We start from the raw sequence: 15794 nt of genomic DNA, 5'->3' as shown, positions 1-15794 counted from the left end.
ATATAAACTCCATAATAACGCTGCGGGTTTGCAATCATTCCCAGTTGTTTGGAGGAAACATGATGAAAGGTTTATCCTGGTTAGGTTCGGAGTGGGGCAAGGTCATCCGCACGCCTAAGACTGTTATTGCGCTGCTCGGAATCATGCTGGTTCCGGCTCTATATGGCGGAACGTACCTGTGGGCGTTCTGGGATCCTTATGCCCATATCGAGAAGATTCCTGTCGCCGTTGTCAACGAGGACCAGCCTGTAACTTATAAGGGCGAAACCTTTGCGATCGGCAATGATCTGGTGGAAGAGTTCAAGAAGGATCATTCGTTCGAATGGCATTTTATCGGACGGGAGGAAGCCGACCGGGGGCTGTTGAACAACAATTATTATTTCGGCATCATGATCCCGAAGGACTTCTCCAAGCGGGCGACAACATTAACCGAGAATCAGCCGACACCTCTTGAGCTCATCGTGAAGTCGAATGAAGGGCTGAATTATACGGTAGCCAAAATTGGCGAGAGCGGCGTGGAGAAAATACGCGGGCAGCTATCCGAGCAGCTAACGCGTACCTATACGGAAGCGATATTCAATAGTTTGGAACAATTGAAGGATGGCATGCAGGAGGCGAGCAAGGGAGCGGGAGACCTCCACACGGGGATGACGGAGCTTGCTTCAGGTACCGATAGGCTGCTGAGCGAGGTGAAGGGCAGGCAAGCATCGCTGAAGCAGTTGGATGAAGGGGCTGCTTCGCTTCAGCGTGCCGCCGCGCAATTGGCGAGCGGAGCCGCCAAGCTGGAAGGAGGCGTTTCGCAAGCGGCTGCTGGAATGTCAGCCTTCGGCAAAGGGCTGTCCGATGCCCGGGCCGGCGGCGATCAGCTCGCTCAAGGATTGAAGCAAATTTCTACCGGCTCGGATGGAGTGAACGCGCTGATCGCACAATTAGGCAGCGAGACCCCGGAGCTTGCGGAGAACAAAACCTATGCAGCCCTGACTGCAGCGGGAGAACAAGTTTCGGGCGGCCTTAAGAAGCTGTCGGCCAGCTTGGATAAGCTGAATAAGGGCATGGCGGATTTGACCGGCAGCTTCGGTAAGCTGGAAGCCGGGGTGAAGCAGGCCGACGACAATCTTAAGAAGCTGTCTTCTGGGGCGTCCGAGTTGAGTAAAGGCGCCGCTTCGCTGAAGAACGGCGTTCATCAACTGCGACTAGGCTGGGATACGTTAATTAGCGGCTTGGACAAGCTGGCGGCAGGTGAGAGAAAGCTTGTGGACGGCAGCAGCAAGCTCAGCAGAGCACTTGCGGATGGCGCGGAAGACTTGAAGAGTCTCCATGCGTCGCAACCGCTATATGAGATGATGGCCAATCCCGTCCGCCTCAAGGAGGAGCCGGTCACGACCATCCCCAACTACGGTACCGGGATGGCGCCCTTCTTCATCTCGATCAGCCTCTATGTAGGCGCACTTCTGCTCAGTACGGTGTTTCCGCTGCGCGAAACGGCTTCGCCGCCTCCATCGGGGTGGAGCTGGTTCCTCTCCAAATATGTCATATTGGCGATCGTCTCGCTGTTTCAAGTGATCATCCTGTGTATCGTCTTAATCGGTATTGTAGGCATTGAGCCGCGGAACACGATCGACTTCGGCTGGTTCACGCTCTTTATCAGCCTGGTATTTATGGCGGTTATTCAGCTGCTTGTAACTGTCATGGATAACGTCGGACGGTTCATTGGAATCATCTTGCTCGTGCTGCAGCTAACCGCGACGGAGGGCACCTTTCCTGTGGAACTTATCCCGGAAGGGTTGCAGGCGGTTCACAGCTTCCTGCCCATTACCTATACGGTACAGGGATTGCGGACCATTCTATCGACGGGGGAATATCAATCCCTTCGCATCGATTTAATCGCATTGCTCCTCTTCGGCATTCTATCGATTCTGCTGACGATAATCGCCTTAACGTTCGCCCGCAAGCGGATATTCGGACGCACCTCGAAGGAAGAGCAGCCGAATACCGCGTAAGAGTTGCTGCGAGCAGGGATCTTATCGCAGCTGCACGCCGATTCCAAGTGCGTCCAAGCGTTCCCAATAATCGGGGCATGTCTTGGATACGCAGCCGGGGTCGGCAATCCGGACGCCGGGAATCTTGGCTCCAATCAGGGAGAGCGCCATGGCCATTCGATGATCGTCATGCGGATCGAGAAGAGCAGGGAGCGGCTCCCCGGGGTATACCGTGAGGCCGTCCGGATGCTCATCCGTTCGAATGCCGAGCTTGGCGAGCTCGGAGCAGATTGCCTCAATACGGTCACATTCATGATGGCGGATATGAGCGGCATCCGTCAGCGTAATCGGACCGTCGGCGAACACGGCCAATGCCGCCATCGTCAACGTCTGGTCGGACCATTCTTTCATGCTCACCGTAAACCCTCCCGTAAGCTGCCCCGTACCCCGAACTTCTACGGCATTGTTCTCCACCGCAGTTGTACAGCCCATTTGTTCCAACGCCTTCAAGAGCAGCATATCCGGCTGGCGGGTATTGGCGGGAAGGCCTTCGACACGGATATACCCGTTCGTGAGGGCGGCAAGCGCCCAGAAATAGCCGCAAGTCGATACATCGGGTTCTAATGCAAAGGACCGCGCCTCATAACGGCGGGGGTGGACATAAATCGTCTGTTTATCGATGCCCATCTGGGCATCGGCCCCGAACTGACTCATGGTTGCCAGAGTCATCTCCACATAATCATGCTGCACGATCGGACCGTTAATATGAACTGTCACGGGTTCTTTCGCATAAGGGGCGGCGATCAGCAGGCCGCTGATGAATTGGCTCGATTGGTCGCCTGGCATATCAATCGTTCCGCCCCGAAGCCCTTTCCCTTCGACGGAAACCGGCAGCCGATGTCCGTTCTCCGCATACCGGATATCGGCTCCGAGCGAGGTCAGGGCACCCACAAGCGGCGCAATCGGCCGCTCACTCATTCGTTTGCTTCCTCTTAATGTCCAGTGCCCGCTTGCGGCAGCGAGTGCTCCAGGTAAGAAGCGGGCGACAGTGCCGGCTGCGCCGGCATACAGCTCCCCATGTCGGATAGGCCAAACACCGCCGCCCCCTTCGACGATTGCGCGTTCGCCGTCCATCGTAATCGAGATGCCGAGGCGGCGTAAGCTGTCGATGCACCAATACGAATCGTCGCTCTTCAGAATACCTGCCAATTCGGAGGTACCCGAAGCCAATGCGGCTATGATGAGCGCACGGTTCGTCAGGCTTTTGCTCCCGGGGACGGTTAGTTTGGCATGAACAGGGTTCGAAGCGGGAGATAGAACGGCCTCCTGACAGTCGTTATGACGGGACCACGGAGAGCGAGCCTCGTGATCCGGCTGTTGAACGGATTGAGCAGTCATAGAATCATCATCCTCTCTTATATTATCCTCATGGACGGCTGTGTCTAAATAAATTATAATGGGGATCATATCGATAAAAGAAATACTAATTACAGCTATATGCTATAGAGGTGTTCTATGTCATGCTCAATTTGGAGTGGTACCGTATCTTTCTCCATACGGCCAAGGCCGGCAATTTGACCAAGGCGGCTCAGGAGCTGTATATTACGCAGCCCTCTGTCAGTTATGCGATCAAACAATTAGAAGGCCAGTTAGGCCTTAAGCTGTTTCATCGGTTATCCAAAGGCGTCGAACTGACGGCGGAGGGCCAGGCGCTGCTCGGTTATGTGGAGCGGTCGTTGACGCTGCTTGATGCGGGTGAGCAGCGGATGGATGCCTTGAAGCGTCTCGCTGCCGGAGAGCTGCGGATAGGAGCGAGCGATTCCCTCATGAAGCATCTGCTGCTCGGGCAGCTTGACGAATACCGCACCTTGTATCCAAACGTCCGGATCCGACTCTCCCATGGCAAGACGCCGGATCTGATCGAACGGTTGAAGGATGGCTTAACGGACTGCATCATCGTCCCCATGCCGGTCGACGATCCCATGCTTGAGATTCAGCCATTGTCCGCCATCCAAGATACCTTTGTTGTAGGCGATGCTTACCGCTCATTATCGGATAAGCCGCTGACAGGCGTGGAAATCGCATCCACGCCGCTGCTGCTGCTGTCGCAGGGAAGCGGTACACGCCGGTTTCTCGAGAGGTGGTTAGCGGGACAAGGGGTAGCCGTTGAAGCGGATATCGAGCTGGGCAGCGTCGATCTGCTGGTCGAATTCGCGCGGCGGGGGTTCGGGGCGGCATTCGTCATCCGTTCGTTCGTCGCCTCGGAGCTTGAAGCGGGGGAACTGTTCGAGCTTCGGACGGCCGAGCCGATACCGCCCAGAACGATCGGCATTGCTGTGAGAAGAGGGATGCCGCTTCCGCTGGCATCCTCCCGGTTTATCGACATGCTGTCTCCGAAGCAGCTTATGTCATGACTGCCCTAAGGTCGACCATTCGTTTTTGAGACTTATAATGAAAGCAGACTGGCACCAAATCGTGACAGTCTGCTTATTCATATATACGATTAACGCTTCCGCAACAGAGGATAGGAGACGTTGGTCGGCACCTCGATCAGAATTATTCGCAATGCTGCTTCATCCGTGGCGGTCAAGATGATTTCGAGCGCATCATCGGCTCGTTGAACGATAAAATCTTTATGGTTAAAGCGTGCTGCCAGGCGCTCCTCCGACGCGTAGCCGATCGTTCCGTTGCCGCGGATCGCCAAAGCAGTCAGTGTCTTATCTTCGGCAATCGTGTGGCGGAACGTCCGGCCTGGCTCGATCGTGACGTCCCACATCTGTGCTTCCGCGACCAATTCGATTGGGGAGTCCGGCCCGAGAACGTTCTTGCTGACGTACCCGTCGCCTTGCTCGGAAGGGAATTGGTCATGCTCGAACTGGCTGTAGGTCGGCTGGCGCTGCAGCGCTTCCTTCATGGAAGGCTCGAACCATATTTGGAAGCCTTCCATATCCGGCCCGATAAAACGTTCCTCATGACTGACCCCGGAGCCCGTCTGCATCACTTGCGCACCGCCAGCGCCAATGATACTCTTCGTGCCGAGCGTATCCCCGTGCATCGCTTGACCCTGAACGACGTAGGTCATTATTTCGAAGGCTTGATGGGGGTGAAGCGGAATGTAGCCTTCCTCCTTCGATTCTGCCCATGCCCAGTAGAACAGCGGCCCGACCCGCTTGATCACGGAGCCTTCGCCCGGAAAGCCGATCGGCTTCTGCTCGGTTATCTTCCCGCCGTCAAAGGCGCCCGATGCTTGCAAGGTTGGACCATAAATTAGGGGTTGTGTCATCCTTGTTTCCTCCTCAAATGGATCATGATGGTTTAGTAAGCACATTCAGCCTCACATCTTAAATTAAAATGTCTTAAATTAAAGATAAACGAAATTGATCTTTCTGTCAAGGGATGAACGCGGTCGTCTCTCCATGTGCTCGCCCCCTGCCATGCAACGACATACCGCTCTAGGAGCTTTGCACGGTACAACACTTCCTGCTCTCACTCGCCTTATTCCCGATTCAGCCTCGAAAGGTTTTGGATGCATACGATTGCTGATTTTGATATAATCATGGCAGCTTCATATTCCCGCATGTAACTGGCGAAACGTGGAGAACCACGGTGGAGCATGCGGATGCTGCCGGTTCAAATGCCATGCATTCGGAGCAGCTGATTGCCGCTGCGGACGTTCTTAGCTGGAACGACCCATGGGCAAGCCGTACGCCTGGGCGAAGTATTTGACAAGAGGGACTCAACGTGCCTTCAGATCAAATGCTTTTTTTGTTTTCTTTCTTGCTGTTACCTAACAAAGAGAAACTGGAGGCGAAAGTATGGCTGTCCTATTGAAAGCAAAACCGCTCGCAGATGAAACAAGCGCCCGAATTGCAGCGAAGGTAAAACGGTGGCACGCACAAGGAGTCGAGCCTGCCATCGCAGCGATTCTTGTGGAAGGAGATCCGGCATCTCTATATTATGCCCAGGCTAAGCGCCGGCTGGCCGAGAAGCTGAACGTGAAGTTCGAGCTGTTAACATTCCCGCCTGACGTGCAGGAAGAGCCGCTGATTCAGACAATTGCTTCATTAAATAAGAAGGCGGATGTGCACGGCATTATGCTGGAGCTGCCTTTACCGGGCGGAATCCGGCTCGGCAGGCTGGCGGACGCAATCGATCCGCTCAAAGACGTCGACGGGATCGCTTCCGCCAACAAGCTGGCATGCATGATCGGTTCACCGGGCATTTACCCGGCGACACCGCAGTCCTGTATCCGTCTGCTTCATTATTATCAATATCCGCTGCGCGGCAAACATGTCGTCGTTATCGGCAGAGGAGAAACGGTAGGACGGCCTCTTGTCCAGCTGCTGCTGAGAGAGAACGCGACCGTAACGGTTTGTCATTCCCATACTCCCGACCTGTCGGTTCATATTCGGCAGGCGGATATTATTATAGCGGCAGCCGGGCATGCCGGTCTGATCAAGAAAGCGATGGTTCATCCCGAGCTGGTCGTCATCGATGCGGGCATCAACGCGAAAATAGACGGAAATGGGATAACCGGCGACGTTGATCCGGAAACAGCCAATGCGGTTCGTGCAATATCCCCGGTCCCCGGAGGCGTGGGTACGCTAACTACAGTCCTCTTGTTTGAAAATGTGATGCGTGCCATGGACCTGCAGGAAGCAGAGGGGAGGTTTTCTCGATGAGAATGTACGACCAGTCGATTCGTTCATTCCTGACAGAAGCAAGCTCCAGCTCACCGACGCCGGGAGGAGGAAGCGCCGCCGCTCTCTCAGCAGGCCTTGGAGCATCGATGGGCGCCATGGTCGCCAATTTGACATCAGGCCCGAAATTCGACGCCGTCCGTAATCGAATGCGCGAAATTGCCCGGGAAATGGAAGCGGCAATTGAGAGAAGCGAAGCCGTCTTACGTGCGGATATTGCGGCGTTCAGCCGGTTCATGGACGCATTGGCCCTTCCGAAAGGTACGGTAGGCGAACAAGCGCGGCGGAAGCAGGCTTTGGAGGATGCCGCTGCAGCTGCCGCGGAGGTTCCGTTATCTCTGATGCTGTTATGCCATCCATTATTGATTGTGCTGAACGAGGAAGCGGGGGCGGTGAACCGGAACGTCATATCCGATTGGGGGATTGCCGCGATTATGCTGGAGGCCGCTATGCAGTCGGCTTGGCTGACCGTCGAAATCAATTTGAAATCGATGAAGAACGAGACGGCTGCCACGCAGCTTCGCAGGCGGGGAGAAGAGCTGCTGGAACAAGGCGAAGCTATGAAGCGGGCGGTGCTGGAGCACGTACGTAAGCGGATGTAACCCGGCTGCGCAAATCGGATCCGGACAGCCTTCAATAGGAAGGCATTCGGGTCCGATTTCTGTTCTGCTATACGCTGCCTGGTTCTAGAAGATAGGGAGCGGCTCTGGCTTTAAAGGATAAAATAAAAAAATGTGTATATAATAGAAGGGATTTTTTTGCCATGCCATTCAACGATTCATGCATCCTTTCTCTTCCAAAAAGAAAGACTAAAGGTACCCTGTGACGGTCCTTTAGTCTTTGATGCTTATGGAGTGGTTTTTCCACCGTTCTCTAAACGGGCCTGTCCGCGGCGCTTTTGAATGTGCAATGGCTCAGGCACATAGTCGCCGCCTGCGAATTGATGCTTGACCAGCGTATTGAACGAATCGACCCACGGAGTGAGGGATCGTCCCATACGCGCTTCCTGAGCATACTGGACGAGTTGATTCACAAATTCCATATTGGCCGAAATGTGGACCTCTTGAACTGCAGGCGCCAGCTTGCGGATCTGAACGGCTATGGTTTGCTTCAGTTCGCTTGATATTTCATTGTGATCATTGACCGTCATGTAGGAGTTATAAGGACCGGCGAATCGCTGGTTGTTCCAGTACGGGCTGCCGGTATCAACATTATATACCCCTTCTTTGGCACCCGTATTGTTCTGTTCCTTGGCCTTGCGTCCGCCGGTTTTTCGCGTGCCCGTTGCCGTCCAATCCATCGTCATGCCCACATAAGCGTTCTTGTCAGTCAGGAACACCATTCCTGCGGCTATGCCGTTTATGTTCGATACGACCGTGGAGAGATGCGTGCTGTACTCGATCCACAGATTGTCATGCTGATTGGGATTGCTGCTCATTGCCCCGTACATACGGCCGCCAAGCATCTTGGGATCCCCTTTTTTCTTGGAGCCGTAATCGTATGTGCTGTTCTGAACGCGTTGTTCGTAATTGCAGCCTGCGAGACCGACTACTGCAATCAAAGCGAGAGCAAGCAAGCGGATGCTGGCCTTGCTGTTTATCCACTTGTTCATGATCCGTAACCCCTTCCTCTGGATTATCTATAGGATGAACGGCGGATTCTGAAATATGCATTGAAATTGGATACATAAAGAACCATGGTTTTTGCAAACAATGTAGGATAGTGATGGTGGTAAGAGACATCTTCGCGAGAAGGTCGGACAACCAATGAAATCAAGCATTTTGACAGCTTTGCGAACAATTTGTGAACTCTTCTAGGAACATTGACAAAAACCACCTTCAACTTTATATTTAATAAAGTGATTAGATTGCTTAAGTTTTGTCTTAAACAGCTAAGATTTTACGCATATCGGCCGTTTTTTTTTGTCTAAAAAACGGAAGTTGCGAAAACGTAAACAAAGTGGGGTTGATTGATGATGAATCGGTGGCACATTCTAAAACGGCTCACGCCGCTTCTTGCCGGGATGGTGTTGCTGCTGTCAGCGTGCGGACGAGCTGACCTGTCGGCACTTAGACCGCAAGGGCCGGTTGCCGAAGAACAATTCGGTTTAATGAAGCTGTCCATCACGATTATGGCTTTCGTAGTTATTGTCGTGTTTGTAATCGCGCTCTATGTAATTATTCGTTACAGACGTCGCCCAGGCGACAAATCAATCCCTGTACAGGTGGAAGGCAACCATAAGCTGGAAATCATTTGGACGGTTATTCCGATCGTCTTGCTGGTTATCCTGGGCGTACCGACCATTAAGTCTGTATTCGGGCTGGCAGAGGATTACTCCAAAGATCCTAATGCGATTCAAGTTAAAGTAACGGCACACCAATACTGGTGGGAATTCGAATATCCGAAAGAAGGCGTAAAGACGGCGCAGGAAATGATCATTCCTAATGATGCTGTCATCTCCATCGAAGCGAAGACGGCCGACGTGCTTCACTCGTTCTGGATTCCTTCACTAGCGGGCAAGATTGATACGAACCCCGGCGGGAACGTGAATAAGATGTATTTCAAAGCGCCTAAAGAAGGTGTCTATCTAGGCAAATGTGCCGAGTTATGCGGACCTTCCCATGCTTTGATGGACTTTAAAGTCAAGTCCGTAGATCGTGCTTCGTACGATCGTTGGATAGCGGCTCAGAAAGCGCCAGTGGCATTGCCGGCTGATAAACAGCTTGCCGAAACACTGACGACCAACTGCTTGTCCTGCCATGCAATCGGAGATGGAACAGGATGGGCGCCGAACTTGACAGGCATCGGAAGCCGGGGTACGGTAGCCGGCATGCTCGTGAATACGGACGATGCGAAGTATGAGAATGAAGGTACGGTTCAAGAGAACCTTGAGAGATGGCTTAAAGATCCAAACGAAGTGAAGCCAGGCAACAAAATGGGTAAAATCGAGCTGTCCGATGAAGAGATCAAATCAATCTCGAAATATTTGGCTGATCTGAAGATCGAATATTAATACAGAAAAAGGAGGTACCTACTTTGGGTCATGCACACGAGGTTAAACGGTATCGGGGCCTGATGGATTGGCTGACGACCGTTGACCATAAAAAAATCGGCATCCTATATTTGATTGCGGGCGGCTTCTTCTTCCTTATCGGAGGACTTGAAGCCATCTTGATCCGGATTCAATTATGGAGACCGCTGAATGATTTCGTTAGCGCAAGTACATTCAACGAGCTGCTGACGATGCACGGAACAACCATGATTTTCCTTGCGGCGATGCCGTTGCTCTTCGCTCTGATGAATGCGGTAGTTCCGCTGCAGATCGGCGCGCGTGACGTTGCATTCCCATTCTTGAACTCCCTTGGGTTCTGGACATTCTTCTTCGGCGGTGTGCTTCTTAACGTCAGCTGGTTCGCAGGAGGTGCACCGGATGCGGGCTGGACGTCTTACGTACCGCTTGCAAGCCCGTTGTATAGTGAAGGGAAAGGCGTAGATTATTACGTAATTGGTTTGCAGATCGCCGGCATAGGTACATTAATCGGCGGCATTAACTTCTTGGCAACGATTATCAATATGCGCGCTCCTGGCATGAGCTTCATGCGTATGCCGATGTTTACTTGGACGGTTTTCATTACATCGGCGCTCATCCTGTTCGCTTTCCCGGCACTTGCAGTCGGTCTGGTCGCACTGATGTTCGACCGTCTGTTCGAAGCCAACTTCTTTAATGTTAATAATGGCGGTAATACTGTATTGTGGGAGCATATCTTCTGGATCTTCGGACACCCTGAAGTATATATTCTCATCCTGCCGGCCTTCGGCGTCATATCTGAAGTTATCAGCACGTTCTCGCGTAAGCGGCTATTCGGTTACAGCTCCATGGTATTTGCAACCGTGTTAATCGGATTCCTGGGCTTCATGGTATGGGCGCATCACATGTTCACAGTAGGACTTGGTCCGGTTGCGAACGCGCTGTTCTCTATCGCAACGATGTTGATTGCCGTACCGACGGGTATCAAAATATTTAACTGGTTATTCACGATGTGGGGCGGTTCCATTCGCTTCACGACTGCGAACATGTTCGCAGTCGGTTTCGTGCCAACCTTCGTTATGGGTGGCGTTACCGGGGTTATGCTTGCGTCAGCTCCGGCAGACTATCAGTACCATGATACGTACTTTGTCGTCGCTCACTTCCACTATGTAATCGTGGGCGGTTTGATTCTAGGCATATTCGCAGGCCTGTTCTACTGGTGGCCGAAGATGTTCGGCCGTATGCTGAACGAGACATTAGGTAAAATTTGCTTCTGGTTATTCTTTACCGGGTTCCATCTTACGTTCTTCGTACAGCATTTCCTCGGCTTGATGGGGATGCCGCGCCGGATCTATACGTATCTGGATGGTCTCGGATTCAATAACATGAACTTGATTAGTACCGTAGGCGCTATTCTAATGGGCCTTGGCACAATCGCCTTCTTGATCAACATTGTTATTACATCGATGAAACCTAAGAATGCAGCTTATGATCCATGGGAAGACGGCCGTACGCTGGAATGGACGATTCCTTCTCCGGCTCCAGAGTACAACTTTGCTCAAACTCCGCTTGTTCGTGGTTATGACGCATTCTGGAAAGAAAAGATGGAAGGCAAGAACGCAATGACGCCGGCTGAACCGCTTGGCCCGATTCATATGCCGTCCCCATCCATTCTTCCGTTCATCATGTCAATTGGTTTGTTCATTGCCGGTTTTGGCTTAATGTACCATCAACACATTATTACTATAGCCGGTCTTGTCATTACGTTCGGATGTATGTTCACGCGCTCCGTTAAGGATGACCATGGCTTCCATATCGAGCCGGATGAACTGCATGACAAGGGGGTAAAAGCATGAGCGCACATTCACATGTAGACGGTCAACTGCCGCATGAGCCGGAGAAAGCAACTCTTGAAGGCCGTAATAAAGTGCTCGGCTTCTGGTTGTTCCTTGGCGGTGAAACGGTATTGTTCGGAACGCTGTTCTCTGCGTTTCTTGCGCTTCGCGACCAGGTTGGCGACGGAAATCCGACCTCACAAGAGTTGTTCCAGCTGCCGCTCGTAGCGGCTGCGACATTCATCTTGCTCACGTCAAGCTTAACAAGCGTATTCGCAATTCAGGCGATGCATACGAATAGAGTGAAATCCATGCTCAACTGGTTGATCCTAACCGTATTGTTGGGCGCGGGCTTCCTGGGATTGGAAATTTACGAATTCTACCACTATGTGCATGAGGGACATGGTTTCACTACAAGCGCATTCAGTTCTTCGTTCTACACGCTTGTTGGCTTCCACGGCGCTCACGTCGCGTTCGGTGTTTTCTGGATTACAATGTTAATTGTGCAAACCTTCAGAAAAGGTCTTAATACCACAACGGCGCCGAAGATTTATGTAGCCGGTATGTACTGGCACTTTATTGACGTCGTATGGGTATTCATCTTCACCGTCGTATACTTGATGGGAAAGGTGGGCTAATGGATGGCCAATCAACAATCAACAGCACAGGATCACGGCAGACCGCATAAGCATGAAGGTCCTAAGAAACACATTATCGCGTTTATCTTCTCGATCGTTCTTACCGTCATCGCATTCGCTACGGTAGCAGCAGGTGAAATAAACGTGAAATTCACGTACATGTTGCTTGTGGGAATGGCGTTACTGCAAGTATTCATTCAAATGGCGTTCTGGATGCATATGAAAGACCGTGGACATATGTTTGCCATTATTGGCATTCTATCAGGTGTATTCGTTGCTTTCACATGCGTTATTATGGCCGAGTATTGGGTTTGGTGGTAAGCAGCATGAATTGAAGAGAGGGAGGTCCTTGAGCGACCCCCTCTTTTGTTGTAAACGAATCAGCCCTGGGACAGCTTTACTCAATTAGAAATATCAGAGAAGTGCATGGAACTGCACTTTCTGATCGTTAGGAAAGGGGAGTTCCATGATGCTTGGCTTAGAATATTTCAGCTTTGAAGAGCTATGGAGCCCGTTGTTTTTCTTCTTTATGGCAGCGCTTGTGATTCTTTATTTTTACTTGATCGGCCCATGGAAAGAAAAACACGCGCCAGATGAGCCTCAAGTAACAAAGTTCCGGAAGAGTCTGTTCGTGCTGGGGATGATCTTGTTTTATCTCGCACATGGCGGCCCTCTTGATCTGCTCGGGCATATCATGTTCTCTTTTCACATGACGAATATGTCGCTCTCATACTTGATTGCGCCGCCGCTCATATTGTTAGGCGTCCCGGCGTACCTGTTTCGAGCGGTATTCGGGAAGAAGTTCTGGCGCAAGCTGAGTATTTTCATGCATCCGATCTTTACGCTTGTGGCGTTTAATATGCTCTTCTCGATTTATCATGTACCTCTCGTGCATGATTATGTGATGACGAACTTTACTGTCCACCGGCTCTACTATATTGCCCTGCTGGTTACGTCGTTCATGATGTGGTGGCAGATCGTTGAACCGGTCCGGGAATGGAGCCGGCTGGCGGATGTGAAGAAGATGGCGTACATCTTCGCGAACGGGCTGCTGCTGACACCTGCTTGTGCGCTCATCATCTTCGCGGGCGCACCGCTTTATGCAACTTATAGCGACCCTCAGGTATGGGCGCAAGCAATGGGCTATTGCGTCTCCGGTGATCCAAGCGCGCTGCTCGCAAGCTTCAACGGCCCTTCTTTCTTCAGCATGATGAAGCCGGTTGAGGATCAACAAACAGGCGGAATCATCATGAAGCTGGTACAAGAAGTGATGTATGGGGCTATTCTGGCCTACGTCTTCAAAGCTTGGTACAAACGGGAGCATGCGGACGATGAAATGCCCAATCCCGGAGCGGCAGGTCCTGCTGGAGCAAACAGCTAGTGCAGCAGAGACAAATCCATAAGTGCCAGATGAAGAGGCGGAACCTGGAGGTTCTGCCTCTTTTTCATTCACATGGGTGCGCCAGAATATGGTATTCTTAATTGCGAGTGGAAATACATGTGGCGGCAGCAATGTTTCCTGACGATTACGAATCATTGCGAGCGATTATTGCAGGACGTAAGACAAGTTCCGGGAACTCGACAAACGGTATGGGCGGTACATGTCGCCAATCTGATTACTTATTTATTGAGAGAAGGTTGTCATGTTCATGAACCATCGCATTCATCGTCCGCTCGTCATTAGCATTGGCGGAGGGACGGGCAGCGGAAAGACGACATTGACAGGACGCTTGGAAGCTGATCTTCATATGTACAATGTGAGGGTTCTCCATACGGATCGCTATTACGTTCGCCATCGTCCGAAAGGGACTGCGCCGTTCTCTGGCAAAGAATACGAGGATTTCAATCATCCGGCGGCGGTCGATCTGACCCGAATCATAGCGGATTTAACGCGGATCGCGAACGATGGCGAGACGGAGGTTGTAATGGTTGAAGGCTTCTTGGCGCTTTATTTTCCGGTACTTCGGGAATGGACCGACTTGAAGCTGTATGTGGAATGTCAATCGGATGAGAGGCTTGCGCGGCGCATCCAGCGGTTCTCGCAGGAAGGTTATAATTATGAGGAGATCGTAACGGAATATCTTGACTTTGTCCGGTATCGCCATGACGAGTTTGTGGAGCCGACCAAATGGTATGCCGATTTGATTGTGAATGGATCCGGTTCAATAGCAACAGGTTACCGGTTGCTGTTATCCATGATCCGACAAGAGCTCCGGGAACGAAAGGAACTGCGTTTGTGACAACAGAATATAGCGTTGAACTGTTGTGAGTCCTCCGTGCCAATGTGCGGAGGGCTTTTTTAGATAACCTTTAAGAATATCGGGTTGACTTCAATATCGAGGTGTGATTATACTGTATATAAAGATATACACAGTATAATGACTGGAGGATACAGAAATGACGAGCTGGCAGGGTGCTTGGCGATTGTATCAGCATGAGTTGCGCCATTCGTGGGCTGGCCTTATTTTTTCAATCTTGTTTTATGCTTATATTGCGCTTATCATATCGCCGAGTATGGGAGAGCTCTTCCAGGCAGCGGAGGACTCGGAGCAGATTTGGAAGTGGCTTATCGATTTTTTTTATCTGACGATACTGCCAAACATGGGGTTTATTATGAACCGGGTCATGTTCCGCTATTGGCATAATGATCCCTATACACGCAAGCTCGCCTATTGGCGAACGATGCCGATCGGACTCCTGTCCCTCGTTATCTCCCGGATGATTCTATTGCTAACGACTCTGCTGATCGTCGGTACGATTTTCTTTACGCTCCAATACTTTCTCGTCGGCGGATTGCGAGAGGCTATGAATCCCGGACAGTATCTTCTGTTCGCGGCTTGCTGGTGGGCGTACTCGCTTATTGCGGGCTCCTTGTACATGTTCTTCGAGCAGGCCTACAACGGCAAAGTTTACTTCATCATTTGTTTATGCTCACTGCTGATTTATTTTCCTCTTCTGATGCTATGTTGGTGGATTGGCTTTCACCCGGTGAGCGATTCGATGCAGCTGGCACAGAATAGCAATCCGATTGGAGCCATCGTCATGCTGATCGCCGGAGCAGCGGCATTCATGGCCTCCGGGCATTTCGTCAAGAACAAGCTCGGAACACGAAGCTTATTGAATTAGATTGGCTTGCTGAAGTTAATGATCGGCGTTAAGGATTATCATGTCATGAACGAAGAAGGTGTACGGGCACGGTGTGGATACCGATACAGATTAACGAGCAAAGCGCAGAGCCGCTATATCATCAAATCGAGGTTCAACTCCGTGCACTGATCGTGAGCGGACAGCTGGCAGAAGGTACGCTTCTTCCGTCCATCCGGGAGCTGGCCCAGTCGGTGAAGTGCAGTGTCATAACGATCAGGCGGGTATACCAGGATTTGGAGAATGAAGGTTTGCTGCGCACCAGGCAGGGGACCGGTACATTTGTAGCCAAGGTGGGGGACGAGATGAGAGACCTGCATCGCCGAAGTGCCGTTATTGAGGCGATTGAAGCCGCGGTTGATGCCGGGCTGCGCGTGCAATGCTCGGATGAAGAAATGATGGATATTCTGCGGGATGTTCTGCAGCAGAAACGGGCGGCCGGCAGCAACCCGGGGGGAGGCGTATAACAA

The 15794-nt window shown here is 51.7% G+C and carries 15 protein-coding genes; 12 read left to right on the top strand and 3 right to left on the bottom strand.

Annotated elements, in window-relative coordinates; translation table 11 throughout:
- Nucleotides 1-59 precede the first annotated feature (59 nt).
- Nucleotides 60-2000 carry a YhgE/Pip domain-containing protein gene (locus tag L1F29_RS26710; protein ID WP_258385071.1) on the top strand — a complete coding sequence of 647 codons (1941 nt, stop codon included), beginning with the start codon at nucleotides 60-62 and terminating at the stop codon, nucleotides 1998-2000.
- 21 nt (nucleotides 2001-2021) lie between these two features.
- Here L1F29_RS26710 and aroA read toward each other — a convergent pair whose 3' ends face one another.
- Nucleotides 2022-3377 carry a 3-phosphoshikimate 1-carboxyvinyltransferase gene (gene aroA / locus L1F29_RS26705; RefSeq protein ID WP_258385070.1) on the bottom strand — a complete coding sequence of 452 codons (1356 nt, stop codon included), beginning with the start codon at nucleotides 3375-3377 and terminating at the stop codon, nucleotides 2022-2024.
- 122 nt (nucleotides 3378-3499) lie between these two features.
- Between aroA and L1F29_RS26700 the strand changes: the two genes are divergently transcribed.
- A complete protein-coding gene (locus L1F29_RS26700; protein ID WP_258385069.1) occupies nucleotides 3500-4393 on the top strand; it encodes a LysR family transcriptional regulator in 894 nt (297 codons plus the stop codon).
- 89 nt (nucleotides 4394-4482) lie between these two features.
- On the opposite strand, the gene L1F29_RS26695 is transcribed toward L1F29_RS26700, so the two are convergent.
- Nucleotides 4483-5262, bottom strand: a complete 780-nt coding sequence (locus L1F29_RS26695) for a pirin family protein (protein WP_258385068.1) — start codon at nucleotides 5260-5262, stop codon at nucleotides 4483-4485.
- A 532-nt stretch (nucleotides 5263-5794) separates the two neighbouring features.
- Between L1F29_RS26695 and L1F29_RS26690 the strand changes: the two genes are divergently transcribed.
- Together L1F29_RS26690 and L1F29_RS26685 are read left to right on the top strand one after the other, a co-directional pair.
- Nucleotides 5795-6661 (top strand): bifunctional 5,10-methylenetetrahydrofolate dehydrogenase/5,10-methenyltetrahydrofolate cyclohydrolase, encoded by an 867-nt coding sequence (locus L1F29_RS26690; RefSeq protein WP_258385067.1) that lies wholly within the window; start codon nucleotides 5795-5797, stop codon nucleotides 6659-6661.
- Nucleotides 6658-7281, top strand: coding sequence for a cyclodeaminase/cyclohydrolase family protein (locus L1F29_RS26685; protein ID WP_258385066.1), 624 nt, complete (start codon nucleotides 6658-6660; stop codon nucleotides 7279-7281). Before L1F29_RS26690 ends, L1F29_RS26685 begins: the two co-directional genes overlap by 4 nt.
- 245 nt (nucleotides 7282-7526) lie before the next feature.
- Here L1F29_RS26685 and L1F29_RS26680 read toward each other — a convergent pair whose 3' ends face one another.
- Nucleotides 7527-8291, bottom strand: a complete 765-nt coding sequence (locus L1F29_RS26680) for a hypothetical protein (protein ID WP_258385065.1) — start codon at nucleotides 8289-8291, stop codon at nucleotides 7527-7529.
- A 360-nt stretch (nucleotides 8292-8651) separates the two neighbouring features.
- Between L1F29_RS26680 and coxB the strand changes: the two genes are divergently transcribed.
- From coxB to L1F29_RS26640, 8 genes are all read left to right on the top strand, one after another.
- On the top strand, nucleotides 8652-9692 hold the full coding sequence (coxB, locus tag L1F29_RS26675) for a cytochrome c oxidase subunit II (protein ID WP_258385064.1): 1041 nt from the start codon (nucleotides 8652-8654) through the stop codon (nucleotides 9690-9692).
- Between the two features lie 62 nt (nucleotides 9693-9754).
- Nucleotides 9755-11563 (top strand): cytochrome c oxidase subunit I, encoded by a 1809-nt coding sequence (gene ctaD / locus L1F29_RS26670; protein WP_258389814.1) that lies wholly within the window; start codon nucleotides 9755-9757, stop codon nucleotides 11561-11563.
- On the top strand, nucleotides 11560-12180 hold the full coding sequence (locus L1F29_RS26665; RefSeq protein ID WP_258385063.1) for a cytochrome (ubi)quinol oxidase subunit III: 621 nt from the start codon (nucleotides 11560-11562) through the stop codon (nucleotides 12178-12180). The genes ctaD and L1F29_RS26665 overlap by 4 nt, the downstream gene beginning before the upstream one ends.
- A 3-nt stretch (nucleotides 12181-12183) precedes the next feature.
- On the top strand, nucleotides 12184-12501 hold the full coding sequence (locus L1F29_RS26660; protein WP_258385062.1) for a cytochrome C oxidase subunit IV family protein: 318 nt from the start codon (nucleotides 12184-12186) through the stop codon (nucleotides 12499-12501).
- A 148-nt stretch (nucleotides 12502-12649) separates the two neighbouring features.
- Nucleotides 12650-13561 carry a cytochrome c oxidase assembly factor CtaG gene (ctaG, locus tag L1F29_RS26655; protein ID WP_258389813.1) on the top strand — a complete coding sequence of 304 codons (912 nt, stop codon included), beginning with the start codon at nucleotides 12650-12652 and terminating at the stop codon, nucleotides 13559-13561.
- 268 nt (nucleotides 13562-13829) lie between these two features.
- A complete protein-coding gene (locus tag L1F29_RS26650) occupies nucleotides 13830-14420 on the top strand; it encodes a uridine kinase family protein (RefSeq protein ID WP_258385061.1) in 591 nt (196 codons plus the stop codon).
- 157 nt (nucleotides 14421-14577) lie between these two features.
- On the top strand, nucleotides 14578-15306 hold the full coding sequence (locus tag L1F29_RS26645) for a hypothetical protein (protein ID WP_258385060.1): 729 nt from the start codon (nucleotides 14578-14580) through the stop codon (nucleotides 15304-15306).
- Nucleotides 15307-15377: 71 nt separating this feature from the next.
- Nucleotides 15378-15791, top strand: coding sequence for a GntR family transcriptional regulator (locus L1F29_RS26640; protein ID WP_258385059.1), 414 nt, complete (start codon nucleotides 15378-15380; stop codon nucleotides 15789-15791).
- Nucleotides 15792-15794: the final 3 nt, after the last annotated feature.

Source organism: Paenibacillus spongiae, assembly GCF_024734895.1.
GTDB classification, from domain to species: Bacteria; Bacillota; Bacilli; order Paenibacillales; family Paenibacillaceae; genus Paenibacillus_Z; species Paenibacillus_Z spongiae.
This window is presented reverse-complemented; position numbering and strand designations above follow the sequence as displayed.

Coding starts and splice junctions, on each gene's coding strand:
- L1F29_RS26695 (WP_258385068.1), bottom strand. CDS start 5,262: ATGACACAACCCCTAATTTATGGTCCAACCTTGCAAGCATCGGGCGCC.
- coxB (WP_258385064.1), top strand. CDS start 8,652: ATGATGAATCGGTGGCACATTCTAAAACGGCTCACGCCGCTTCTTGCC.
- L1F29_RS26710 (WP_258385071.1), top strand. CDS start 60: ATGATGAAAGGTTTATCCTGGTTAGGTTCGGAGTGGGGCAAGGTCATC.
- L1F29_RS26645 (WP_258385060.1), top strand. CDS start 14,578: ATGACGAGCTGGCAGGGTGCTTGGCGATTGTATCAGCATGAGTTGCGC.
- L1F29_RS26680 (WP_258385065.1), bottom strand. CDS start 8,291: ATGAACAAGTGGATAAACAGCAAGGCCAGCATCCGCTTGCTTGCTCTC.
- ctaD (WP_258389814.1), top strand. CDS start 9,755: ATGGATTGGCTGACGACCGTTGACCATAAAAAAATCGGCATCCTATAT.
- aroA (WP_258385070.1), bottom strand. CDS start 3,377: ATGACTGCTCAATCCGTTCAACAGCCGGATCACGAGGCTCGCTCTCCG.
- ctaG (WP_258389813.1), top strand. CDS start 12,650: ATGCTTGGCTTAGAATATTTCAGCTTTGAAGAGCTATGGAGCCCGTTG.
- L1F29_RS26665 (WP_258385063.1), top strand. CDS start 11,560: ATGAGCGCACATTCACATGTAGACGGTCAACTGCCGCATGAGCCGGAG.
- L1F29_RS26700 (WP_258385069.1), top strand. CDS start 3,500: ATGCTCAATTTGGAGTGGTACCGTATCTTTCTCCATACGGCCAAGGCC.
- L1F29_RS26690 (WP_258385067.1), top strand. CDS start 5,795: ATGGCTGTCCTATTGAAAGCAAAACCGCTCGCAGATGAAACAAGCGCC.
- L1F29_RS26685 (WP_258385066.1), top strand. CDS start 6,658: ATGAGAATGTACGACCAGTCGATTCGTTCATTCCTGACAGAAGCAAGC.
- L1F29_RS26650 (WP_258385061.1), top strand. CDS start 13,830: ATGAACCATCGCATTCATCGTCCGCTCGTCATTAGCATTGGCGGAGGG.
- L1F29_RS26660 (WP_258385062.1), top strand. CDS start 12,184: ATGGCCAATCAACAATCAACAGCACAGGATCACGGCAGACCGCATAAG.